Source organism: Bacillus luti (assembly GCF_009739945.1).
In the GTDB taxonomy this organism is placed as follows: Bacteria; Bacillota; Bacilli; order Bacillales; family Bacillaceae_G; genus Bacillus_A; species Bacillus_A luti.
The window spans coordinates 5015301-5027500 of the sequence record NZ_CP040336.1 but is presented as its reverse complement, the minus strand read 5'-3'; the positions used below and the strand labels follow the sequence as shown (position 1 = coordinate 5027500).

Genomic DNA, 12200 nt, shown 5'->3' with positions numbered 1-12200 from the left:
CATCGCATCCTGGGGCTGTAGTCGGTCCCAAGGGTTGGGCTGTTCGCCCATTAAAGCGGTACGCGAGCTGGGTTCAGAACGTCGTGAGACAGTTCGGTCCCTATCCGTCGTGGGCGTAGGAAATTTGAGAGGAGCTGTCCTTAGTACGAGAGGACCGGGATGGACGCACCGCTGGTGTACCAGTTGTTCTGCCAAGGGCATAGCTGGGTAGCTATGTGCGGAAGGGATAAGTGCTGAAAGCATCTAAGCATGAAGCCCCCCTCAAGATGAGATTTCCCATAGCATAAGCTAGTAAGATCCCTGAAAGATGATCAGGTTGATAGGTTCGAGGTGGAAGCATGGTGACATGTGGAGCTGACGAATACTAATAGATCGAGGACTTAACCATATAATATGTAGCAATGTTATCTAGTTTTGAAGGAATATGCCTTCATAGTTTGGTGATGATGGCAGAGAGGTCACACCCGTTCCCATATCGAACACGGAAGTTAAGCTCTCTAGCGCCGATGGTAGTTGGGACCTTGTCCCTGTGAGAGTAGGACGTCGCCAAGCAACTTAAAACACGAGTCATTTGACTCGTGTTTTTTCGTATTTTATTTTATAATTTTGATTAAATACAGGGAAATGTGGCTAGGATAGTGAATAAGCAAAAGAGTTGCAAATTTTATTAATACGTATATAATTAAAGTCAAAGATAGTCAAAGTCAATAAAGGTGGCGGATAAATGAGAAATATATCTGATATCATTGAGCAATATCTAAAGCAAGTTATTGACTTAAGCAATAATAATGTGATTGAAATCAAAAGAAATGAGATTGCGGATCGATTCGAGTGCGTACCATCTCAAATCAATTATGTAATCAATACCCGTTTTACGTTAGAAAGAGGATTTGTAGTAGAAAGTAAACGTGGTGGAGGGGGTTACATTCGCATTATAAAAGTCAAACTGCATGATGATATAGACATTATTGATCAAATGCTTCATATGATTGATCATAGCGTTGCACAAGGGAATGCAGAGAGTATGATTATACGTTTGATAGAAGAGGGAATCATAACGAATCGTGAAGCAAAACTTATGTTAAGTGTACTAGATCGTTCTGTGTTATCAATGGATATCCCTTCTCGAGATGAACTTAGGGCTCGAATATTATGCGCAATGTTAAGAACACTGAAATATAAATAAATTACAGCTTTTGTAAAAGAATGATAACTAAGATAAGGCAGTTAAATATTGTAGAGGTTTTGAAAAAGAACATGCACTTTTATCTAACGGATTAAGAAAAGCGAACAATCTAGTAATGTATGAAAAGTACTATGAGATAGATCGTTCCTGTTGTAAAGGTGGGGATAGTGATGACTTGTCAAAACTGTAATATAAGACCAGCAACTTTACATTATACAAAAGTAGTCAACGAGAAGAAGGCGGAAGTTCATCTTTGTGAGCAATGTGCAGAACAAAGTGGCTATACGTCTTTCTTTCAATCATCGCAGTCTAACTTTTCATTCCATGATTTATTTGCTGGGTTATTACACGGTGAATCAACAATGTTTGAAGAAGGAAAAAATGAACTTTCGAATAAAAATATAGTAAGATGTCCAGATTGTAAGATGACATCTGAGCAATTTACAAAAGTGGGGCGCTTTGGGTGTGCTTCCTGTTACGATACATTTAAGGAACATTTAAGGCCATTGTTAAAACGTCTTCACGGGGGACATACAGATCATTGTGGAAAAATTCCGGAACGTATAGAAGGAAATATCCACTTAAAGAAAGAATTAGATGAACTAAAACTCATTCTGAAACAATACGTGCAGAATGAGGAATTTGAGAAAGCTGCTGAAGTAAGAGATCAAATCCGAAGTCTTGAAAATCAGCTTAGTGAGCATAGAGAGGGGGAATAGTTCTATGTCACTGGACAAAATTATGAATGAAGCGATTAGTCCATGGATGAAGGGAGATGGCCCTGATTCTGATATTGTTTTAAGTAGTCGAATTCGTTTGGCTCGTAATTTTAAAAAATATCAATTCTCTACTATGCAAAGCGAAGAAGAAGCTAAACAAATTCATGAATTATTTAAAAAGGAATTTATAAATAAAGCGGTAGAACCTTTTGGAGAGTTTGAGCTATTAAAAATGAATGAATTAACCCCTCTTCAAAGGAGAGTTTTGGTAGAAAAGCATTTAATTAGTCCTAATCTTGCAGGAACAGAATATGGAGCATGCCTATTATCAGAAAGTGAACATATTAGTGTTATGCTTAATGAAGAAGACCACATTAGAATTCAGTGCTTATTTTCAGGATTACAATTATCAGAGGCTCTTCAAAGTGCTAATCAAATAGATAATTGGATTGAGGAAAAGGTTGAATATGCTTTTGATGAATCTCTTGGATATATTACGAGTTGCCCTACTAACGTTGGTACAGGATTAAGAGCTTCTGTAATGATTCATTTACCAGGACTAGTCTTAACGAAAAGAATTAGCCGTATTATACAAGTAATTCAAAAATTAGGGTTAGTAGTAAGAGGAATATACGGTGAAGGTAGCGAAGCGTTAGGTAATATATTTCAAGTGTCAAATCAAATGACGCTAGGGAAATCCGAAGAAGATATTATTGCAGATTTAAAGAGTGTCATTCAACAAATCATACAGCAAGAAAAAATGGCTAGAGAATTAATTGTACAAAATTCAAGTATTGAGCTTGAAGATAAAGTTTATCGCTCTTATGGCATACTAGCCAACAGTCGTTTAATTCAATCTGCTGAAGCAGCCAATTGCTTATCAGATTTACGACTTGGTATTGATTTAGGATATATAAAAGGTATATCGAGAAACATTTTGACTGAGCTAATGGTTCTTACACAACCAGGCATTTTACAACAATATGCAGGAGGACCTTTAGGACCAGAAGAAAGAGATTATCGAAGAGCAACCTTAATCCGTGAGCGATTACGTATTGAAAAAAACTAAGCGCAAGTAGGAGGCGATTTCTATGATGTTTGGAAGATTTACAGAAAGAGCACAGAAAGTATTAGCTTTATCTCAAGAGGAAGCAATTCGTATTGGGCATAACAATATTGGAACAGAACACATTTTACTTGGGCTTGTACGCGAAGGTGAAGGAATTGCAGCAAAAGCGTTGATTGCTCTTGGATTAAGTCCAGAGAAGGTTCAAAAAGAGGTAGAAGCGTTAATTGGACGCGGAACAGAAGCTTCTCAAACGGTACATTATACACCGCGTGCTAAAAAGGTTATTGAGTTGTCTATGGATGAAGCTCGTAAATTAGGTCACTCTTACGTTGGAACAGAACATATTTTACTTGGTTTAATCCGCGAAGGTGAAGGGGTAGCAGCACGTGTTTTAAATAACTTAGGTGTTAGCCTAAATAAGGCAAGACAACAAGTATTGCAACTTCTTGGAAGTAATGAAGCAAGTTCAGGTCACCAAGGTGGTTCTTCAACAAATGCAAATACACCAACACTTGATAGCTTAGCACGTGATTTAACAGTTGTTGCACGTGAAAATCGTTTAGACCCTGTTATTGGACGTGGTAAAGAAATTCAACGTGTAATTGAAGTGTTAAGCCGTAGAACAAAAAACAATCCTGTGTTAATTGGGGAGCCTGGTGTAGGTAAAACAGCAATTGCAGAAGGATTAGCACAACAAATCGTAAATAATGAAGTTCCTGAAACTTTAAGAGATAAGCGTGTTATGACACTAGATATGGGTACAGTGGTAGCTGGAACGAAATATCGTGGTGAATTTGAAGATCGTTTGAAGAAAGTAATGGATGAAATCCGCCAAGCAGGAAATATCATTCTATTTATTGATGAACTTCATACATTAATTGGTGCAGGCGGAGCGGAAGGTGCTATTGACGCATCGAACATTTTAAAACCATCTTTAGCTCGTGGGGAATTGCAATGTATTGGGGCGACAACGTTAGATGAATATCGCAAATATATTGAAAAAGACGCAGCTTTAGAGAGACGTTTCCAACCAATTCACGTTGATGAGCCAAGTTTAGACGAATCAACTCAAATTTTGAAAGGTTTACGCGATCGTTATGAGGCACATCACCGCGTGTCTATTACAGATGATGCAATTGATGCAGCTGTAAAGCTTTCAGATCGTTATATTACAGATCGTTTCTTACCAGATAAAGCAATTGATTTAATTGATGAAGCTGCTTCAAAGGTTCGCTTACGCTCTTATACAACACCACCAAATCTAAAAGAGCTTGAAGTGAAGCTTGAGGAAATTAGAAAAGAAAAAGATGCAGCTGTACAGAGTCAAGAGTTTGAAAAAGCTGCTTCCTTACGTGATATGGAACAACGCTTACGCGAGAAGTTAGAAGATACGAAGCGTCAATGGAAAGAGCAACAAGGAAAAGAAAACTCAGAAGTGACAGTAGAAGATATTGCAAATGTTGTTTCTACGTGGACTCGTATCCCGGTTTCTAAACTTGCACAAACAGAGACTGATAAGTTATTAAACTTAGAATCCATTCTTCACGATCGTGTTATTGGTCAAGATGAAGCGGTAGTAGCTGTAGCGAAAGCTGTTCGCCGTGCTAGAGCAGGATTGAAAGATCCGAAACGTCCGATTGGTTCATTCATTTTCTTAGGACCAACAGGCGTGGGTAAAACGGAGCTAGCAAGAGCGTTAGCAGAATCTATGTTCGGTGATGAGGATGCAATGATTCGCATCGATATGTCTGAGTACATGGAGAAGCATTCTACTTCTCGTTTAGTTGGATCTCCTCCAGGATATGTTGGATATGAAGAAGGTGGACAATTAACAGAAAAGGTTCGCCGTAAGCCATATTCAGTTGTCTTATTAGATGAAGTAGAGAAAGCTCATCCTGATGTGTTTAACATTTTACTACAAGTATTAGAAGATGGTCGCTTAACAGATTCTAAAGGGCGTACAGTTGATTTCCGTAATACAATTGTTATTATGACATCTAACGTTGGTGCAGAGGCGTTAAAACGTAATAAACATCTTGGATTTAACGTACAAGATGAGAGCCGCGATTATTCAGATATGAAAGGCAAAGTAATGGATGAACTGAAAAAGGCATTTCGTCCAGAGTTCTTAAACCGTATTGATGAAATTATCGTGTTCCATATGCTTGAGAAAAAACATATTCAAGAGATTGTAAATCTTATGGTAAATCAGCTAGTAAATCGCTTGAAAGAGCAAGAAATTGAATTGCATTTAACAGAAGGAGCGATTTCAGCTATTGCTGATAAAGGATTTGATCGAGAGTATGGTGCTCGTCCGCTTCGTAGAGCAATTCAGAAGCACGTAGAAGACAGACTATCGGAAGAACTTTTAAAAGGTGCTATTGAGAAAGGACAAAAAGTTATCTTTGATGTAGAAGGGGAAACATTTGTCATCCATAGTGCCGAAAAGGTAAAATAAGTATAGACAAACTAAGAGGGCTACGAGATAGCCCTCTTTCTTGTACGAGAAGGATAAAATGTTTATAGATGAAAGTGAAGTGAACTATAAAAAGATATGGCTAAAAAGAAAACAAAATTCACATGTCAAGAGTGCGGTTATCAGTCACCAAAATATATGGGTAAATGCCCTGGATGTGGTCAATGGAATACACTTGTTGAAGAAATGGAACCGGTTGTATCATCCAGACGCCTTAATTATGCAAATGCAATTCAAACAGAAGTAACAAAACCAAGACGTCTTACAGAGGTAGAAACAAAGTCTGAGGCGCGTATTGAAACAAAATTTCAAGAATTTAACCGTGTACTTGGTGGTGGAATCGTAGATGGATCTTTAGTACTTATCGGCGGGGACCCTGGGATTGGAAAATCCACGTTGTTATTACAGATTTCATCGCAATTAGCAGATTCTTCATATGATGTACTCTACATATCGGGTGAGGAGTCAGCAAAGCAGATAAAACTTCGTGCAGATCGTTTGGATGTAAAGGGTAGTAATTTATTTGTTGTAGCAGAGACGGATTTGCAGCGAATTGCAACACACATTGAAGAGATGAATCCAGCCTTTGTTGTTATTGATTCCATTCAAACGATACATTTACCAGAGGTGACATCAGCGCCAGGAAGCGTGGCACAAGTACGTGAATGTACGGCAGAATTAATGAAACTTGCAAAAACGAAAGGAATCCCTATTTTTATCGTCGGACACGTGACAAAAGAAGGTGCAATTGCAGGACCGCGTATGTTAGAACATATGGTCGATGCAGTTCTTTACTTTGAAGGAGACCGTCATCATACATATCGTATTTTACGAGCTGTGAAGAATCGTTTTGGTTCTACGAATGAAATGGGTATTTTTGAAATGAAAGAACTTGGTCTTGCGGAGGTCTTAAACCCGTCAGAAATTTTCCTTGAGGAAAGACCGGTTGGGGTCGCAGGATCAACAGTGGTTGCCTCAATGGAAGGAACAAGACCAGTTTTAGTAGAAATACAAGCATTAATCTCCCCTACTAGTTTTGGAAACCCTCGAAGAATGGCGACGGGAATTGACCATAACCGTGTATCGCTTATTATGGCAGTGTTAGAAAAAAGAACAGGTTTATTATTGCAAAATCAAGATGCATATTTAAAAGTAGCAGGTGGTTTGAAATTAGATGAACCAGCAATTGATTTAGCTGTAGCTTTGAGTATAGCTTCAAGTTTTAGAGATAAATCTACGGCACCAACTGATGCAGTAATAGGAGAAGTAGGATTAACTGGAGAAATAAGAAGAGTATCAAGAATTGAACAACGTGTACAAGAAGCAGCTAAATTAGGGTTCCAACGAGCTATTATTCCTAGAAAAAATTTGGGAGGGTGGACAATTCCGGATGGGATTGAGGTAGTAGGTGTATCTAATTTAGGAGAAGCGCTTCGTTTGACATTAGGAGGCTAGGCTATGGAAGAAAATAAGCAACGTGTCAAAAGTATGATTAATATTTTACAGCTCGTGGCCCCAGGAACACCACTGCGCGAAGGGATAGATAATGTACTTCGTGCACAAACGGGGGGATTAATTGTTCTTGGATATAATGAGCAGATTAAAAGCATTGTTGATGGAGGTTTTCATATTAATTGTGCATTCTCTCCTGCTAGTTTATATGAATTAGCAAAAATGGATGGGGCACTTATTTTAAATGAAACTGGAAGCAAAATTTTAATTGCGAATGCACAACTAGTTCCAGAGTCATCTATTGATTCTATTGAAACAGGTATGCGTCACCGAACGGCAGAGCGTGTAGCAAAACAGACGGGTAGCCTTGTTGTGGCTATTTCACAAAGACGTAACGTAATTACACTATATCAAGGGAATTTACGTTATACACTAAAGGATATAGGGGTTATTTTAACAAAGGCAAATCAAGCTATTCAAACGTTAGAAAAATATAAGGCTGTATGGAATGATGGTATTACGAATTTGGGCATTCTAGAATTTGAAGAGGTCGTTACAATGTCCGAGGTGGTTCATGTTTTACATAGTGTTGAAATGGTGTTGCGTATTAAGAATGAAATATTGAGCTATATTCATGAACTAGGAACAGAAGGCAGGTTAATTCGTTTACAACTTACAGAATTACTAGCCGATTTAGAGGCAGAGGCAGCGTTATTAATTAAAGATTATTATCAAGAAAAAACACAAGATCATCATCAAATTTTGAAAAAGTTACAAGATCTTGCGAATACACAACTTCTAGAGGATAGCGATTTAGTTAAATTACTTGGCTACCCAGGACAAACGAGTTTAGAAGAAAGTGTAACACCGAGAGGATACCGAATCACAAGTAAAATTTCGCGCGTTCCGCCACTTATCATCGAAAATTTAATTAACCGATTTAAAACGCTGCAAGGTGTTTGTCGTGCAACTATCAATGAATTGGATGATGTGGAAGGAATTGGAGAAGTCAGGGCGAAGAAAATACGAGAAGGCCTAAAAAGAATTCAAGAGCATCTCTATATGAGTAGACACAATTAAGAATATTACATTGATTCTATAATATAACGACACTAGAGCATTTTTGGTATATGATATGGTATATTGGTAAATAAAACTATTTATAAAAAAACACGTCCGCTTTTGCATTCGGCGTTTTGATTAGCGAAACAATGGTTAATAATGAGTAGGAGGTGGTTGGATGTTAAAACGGATCGTACAGCTCTTCTTTTTAGTAATCGGAGGAGCGTTAGGGATTTACTTAATCCCAAAAGTTATTAATGTAATGGATATCGGTGCGGTTCCCTGGTTAGAAGGATCGTATGTTCGTGCAATTATTGGTGCAATTATTTTATTTTTAACAACATTTTGGCTTGTAGATTACATTGTTCAACTTATTAAGCATATTGAGGAAGCACTTGTAAAGGCACCTGTAGCGGATGTTTTATTCGGTACTCTAGGGTTAATTTCTGGTCTTATTGTTGCATATTTAATTTTGATACCAATTCGTGAATTTACGATTCCAGTTATTAGCACGGTATTACAAGTATTCTTTACTCTTTTACTTGGTTATTTAGGATTCCAAGTAGGGTTTAAAAAGAGAAATGAATTATTAGGTTTATTTACATTGCCCCAACGCGGAGGTAAGAAGAAGAACAATAGTGAGAGCGAAGAGGCCGAGGGAGAGGTAGAAAAATCTACAACTCATTGGAAGATTCTTGATACGAGTGTAATTATTGATGGACGTATTGCTGATATTTGTCAAACAAAGTTTTTAGAAGGAACCATTGTGATTCCACAATTCGTATTAGAAGAATTACAGCATATTGCCGACTCTTCCGATGCGTTAAAGCGTAATCGTGGTCGCAGAGGTTTAGATATTTTAAATCGTATTCAAAAAGAGATGCCGATTCCGGTAGAAATTTATGAAGGTGATTTTGAGGATATTCAAGAAGTGGATAGCAAACTTGTAAAGTTGGCGAAAATCACTGGTGGAACTGTGGTAACGAATGATTTCAACTTAAACAAAGTGTCTGAATTACAAGGGGTAACGGTGTTAAACATTAATGATTTAGCTAATGCGATTAAACCAGTTGTACTCCCAGGTGAAGAACTAAGTGTTTATGTTGTAAAAGACGGAAAAGAACAAAATCAAGGTGTTGCATATTTAGATGATGGCACAATGATTGTAGTAGAAGATGGTAGAGAATTTGTAGGTTCACAGCTCGATGTACTTGTTACTAGTGTGTTACAAACATCGGCAGGGCGTATGATTTTCGCTAAACGTAAATTATTAGAAAAAGCATTATAAGTAGAGGATTATTAATATGTATACATTAATTATTCCAGCAGCTGGTCAAGGAAAGCGGATGGGTGCCGGCAAAAATAAGTTGTTCTTACTTATAAATGAAGTACCAATTATTGTGCATACATTACGTGCTTTTGAAAAAGATAAGGCGTGTAAAAGTATTGTTATGGCAATTAATGAAGAAGAACGCCCGTATTTTGAAGAGCTAATGCAGAAGTATCCGGTTGAAAAGCCAGTACAATTTATTAAGGGTGGAGCAGAAAGACAAGATAGTGTATATAACGCGATTCAGCATACAAGTGATGTTGAGTATGTTCTTGTGCATGACGGTGCGCGCCCGTTCGTAACGAACAAAGTGATTCAAGATGTATTAACAGCAACAGAAAAATATGGGGCTTCCATTTGTGCGGTATCAGTGAAAGATACCGTTAAGAAGGTAGAGCAGGGTGTTGTTGTTGAAACGGTAGAAAGATCTCAGCTTAAAGCTGTACAAACACCACAAGGATTCTCTGTTCCCTTGTTACTAGAAGCTCATAGAAGCGCGAAACAGAGTTGCTATCTTGGTACAGATGATGCAAGTCTTGTAGAGCGTATTGGGAAGCCAGTTGGTGTAGTAGAGGGGAGTTACTATAATATTAAAGTGACGACTCCAGAGGATTTACTAATTGCTGAAAGTTTCCTTCATGCTCAGAAGAAATAGCCGTGATGGTATGATAACAAAGAAAAGCTCGGCAAAAGCCGGGCTTTTCTTTATAAGGATAGCGATATAATATAGAGTCATAAAGCTCAGTAGTTTAGCTTGAGGAGGATATAAAAATGTTTCGAATTGGACAAGGTTTTGATGTACATGAATTCGCGGAAGGAAGACCGTTAATTATTGGCGGAATTACAATCCCTTACGAAAAAGGATTAATTGGTCATTCGGATGCGGATGTATTATTACATACGATTGCGGACGCATGTTTAGGTGCAATTGCAGCAGGCGATATTGGAAAGCATTTTCCTGATACAGACCCAGCGTTTAAGGATGCTGATTCAGCTGTATTACTGCAAAAGGTTTGGGAATTTGTGCGTGAACAAGGTTATGAATTAGGGAATTTAGATTGTACAATTATTGCTCAAAGACCAAAAATGGCACCACATATTGAAAGTATGCGTAAACGTATTAGTGAACTATTAGAAACGTCTATTGATACTATCAATGTAAAGGCAACAACAACAGAAAAGTTAGGATTTACAGGTAGGGAAGAAGGAATTGCTTCTCAAGCAGTTGTTTTATTACAGAAAAAATAATGGTTTTTAATTCGTAAGATGGATAATCACATTTTTTTGGTGTACAATTATAGAATGTGTTGACATTAAGAATGGAAGGTGTACCAATTATGGAAAAGCAAGTGAGAGTGCGCTATGCGCCAAGTCCAACAGGACACTTACATATCGGAAATGCGCGTACGGCATTATTTAATTATTTATTTGCTCGTCATCAAGATGGTAAGTTTATTATTCGTATTGAAGATACTGATGTAAAACGTAATGTTGCAGGTGGAGAAGAAAGCCAATTAAAATACTTGAAATGGCTCGGTATGGACTGGGATGAAGGTGTTGATGTTGGTGGTGAATTTGGACCATATCGTCAAACAGAGCGTTTAGATATTTATAAAAAATTATATCTAGATTTATTAGAGCGTGGTTTAGCTTACAAATGTTATATGACAGAAGAAGAGCTAGAAGCAGAGCGTGAAGGGCAAATTGCTCGTGGTGAGACACCTCGTTACGCTGGTAACCACCGTGATTTAACTGAAGAACAAGTTAAGGAATTTGAAGCTGAGGGACGTATTCCAAGTATTCGTTTTCGTGTACCAGCAGATCGTGATTACACATTTAAAGATATCGTAAAAGACGAAGTTGCATTCCATTCGAATGATTTTGGCGATTTTGTTATCGTGAAAAAAGATGGAATTCCAACTTATAACTTTGCGGTAGCAGTGGATGATCACTTAATGGAGATTACACATGTACTTCGTGGTGATGACCATATTTCAAACACGCCAAAACAAATGATGATTTATGAAGCTTTCGGTTGGGATATCCCGCAATTTGGTCATATGACTTTAATTGTAAATGAAAGCCGTAAAAAGTTAAGTAAACGTGATGAATCTATTATTCAATTTATTGAGCAATATAAAGAGCTTGGATATCTTCCGGAAGCAATCTTTAACTTTATTGCATTACTAGGTTGGTCGCCAGTAGGAGAAGAAGAAATCTTCTCTCAAGATGAGTTTATCAAAATGTTTGATGCAGCTCGTTTATCAAAATCGCCTGCATTATTTGATTCTCAAAAACTAAAATGGATGAACAACCAATATATGAAAAAACAAGATTTAGATACGGTTGTTGAACTAAGCTTACCGCATTTAGTGAAAGCAGGTCGCGTGGGTGAAAACTTAAGCGAACAGGAACAGGCTTGGGTTCGTGATGTTATTGCTTTATATCATGACCAAATGAGCTTTGGAGCTGAAATTGTAGAGCTTTCTGAAATGTTCTTTAAAGATCACGTTGATCACGAAGAAGAAGGACAAGAAGTATTAAATGGTGAGCAAGTACCAGAAGTACTTCGTGCATTTGCGGGTCAAGTAGAAGCTCTAGAAGCAATGGAACCAGCAGCAGTTAAGGCAGCTATTAAAGCGGTTCAAAAGGAAACAGGACATAAAGGTAAAAATTTATTTATGCCAATCCGTGTTGCGACTACTGGACAAACACATGGTCCAGAACTGCCTAATGCGATTGCTCTTCTTGGAAAAGAAAAAGTTTTAAATCGTATTCAGAAAGTAATTGGTTAACATTTTCTAGGTTTAGAAATATAATAAGTATACTTAAAACCTAATAAGGAAAAGCGACGAGAAGGAGAAGTAGAAGATCAGGCTTTTTACAGAGAGAACCACCTTTAGGCT

Annotated in this window: 10 protein-coding genes, 2 rRNA genes and 1 other annotated feature (2 of these 13 cut by a window edge); all 12 genes read left to right on the top strand. The window is 37.6% G+C overall.

Translation table 11 applies throughout. The annotated features are described in order from the left end of the window. Positions 1-388: ribosomal RNA gene (locus EUC40_RS25415) — 23S ribosomal RNA — on the top strand (it extends 2534 nt beyond the left edge of the window). Between the two features lie 48 nt (positions 389-436). Beyond that, positions 437-552: ribosomal RNA gene (gene rrf, locus EUC40_RS25410) — 5S ribosomal RNA — on the top strand. A gap of 172 nt (positions 553-724) precedes the next feature. Further along, positions 725-1186 (top strand): transcriptional regulator CtsR, encoded by a 462-nt coding sequence (gene ctsR / locus EUC40_RS25405; RefSeq protein ID WP_001244562.1) that lies wholly within the window; start codon positions 725-727, stop codon positions 1184-1186. 170 nt (positions 1187-1356) lie between these two features. Further along, positions 1357-1905 carry a protein-arginine kinase activator protein McsA gene (gene mcsA / locus EUC40_RS25400; protein ID WP_156576856.1) on the top strand — a complete coding sequence of 183 codons (549 nt, stop codon included), beginning with the start codon at positions 1357-1359 and terminating at the stop codon, positions 1903-1905. A gap of 4 nt (positions 1906-1909) precedes the next feature. Beyond that, the gene (mcsB, locus tag EUC40_RS25395; protein ID WP_071711520.1) at positions 1910-2974 is read left to right on the top strand and encodes a protein-arginine kinase McsB; all 1065 of its coding nucleotides are present in this window, start codon (positions 1910-1912) and stop codon (positions 2972-2974) included. A gap of 22 nt (positions 2975-2996) precedes the next feature. Then, entirely contained in the window at positions 2997-5432 is a 2436-nt protein-coding gene (clpC, locus tag EUC40_RS25390) for an ATP-dependent protease ATP-binding subunit ClpC (protein ID WP_000971178.1), read from the top strand. A gap of 96 nt (positions 5433-5528) precedes the next feature. Next, positions 5529-6905, top strand: a complete 1377-nt coding sequence (gene radA / locus EUC40_RS25385) for a DNA repair protein RadA (protein ID WP_060629200.1) — start codon at positions 5529-5531, stop codon at positions 6903-6905. A 3-nt stretch (positions 6906-6908) separates the two neighbouring features. Then, complete coding sequence (gene disA / locus EUC40_RS25380) at positions 6909-7982, top strand: DNA integrity scanning diadenylate cyclase DisA (RefSeq protein ID WP_000392167.1); 1074 nt, start codon at positions 6909-6911, stop codon at positions 7980-7982. Positions 7983-8142: 160 nt separating this feature from the next. Continuing rightward, positions 8143-9252, top strand: a complete 1110-nt coding sequence (locus EUC40_RS25375; protein WP_000919690.1) for a PIN/TRAM domain-containing protein — start codon at positions 8143-8145, stop codon at positions 9250-9252. Between the two features lie 16 nt (positions 9253-9268). Next, on the top strand, positions 9269-9949 hold the full coding sequence (ispD, locus tag EUC40_RS25370) for a 2-C-methyl-D-erythritol 4-phosphate cytidylyltransferase (protein WP_156576855.1): 681 nt from the start codon (positions 9269-9271) through the stop codon (positions 9947-9949). A gap of 116 nt (positions 9950-10065) precedes the next feature. Continuing rightward, positions 10066-10542: a 2-C-methyl-D-erythritol 2,4-cyclodiphosphate synthase gene (gene ispF, locus EUC40_RS25365; RefSeq protein WP_156576854.1), complete on the top strand. Its 477-nt coding sequence runs from the start codon at positions 10066-10068 to the stop codon at positions 10540-10542. Between the two features lie 89 nt (positions 10543-10631). After that, positions 10632-12089, top strand: coding sequence for a glutamate--tRNA ligase (gene gltX, locus EUC40_RS25360; protein WP_071711517.1), 1458 nt, complete (start codon positions 10632-10634; stop codon positions 12087-12089). Positions 12090-12136: 47 nt separating this feature from the next. Next, positions 12137-12200: a binding site (T-box leader), on the top strand; it runs 184 nt beyond the window's last position.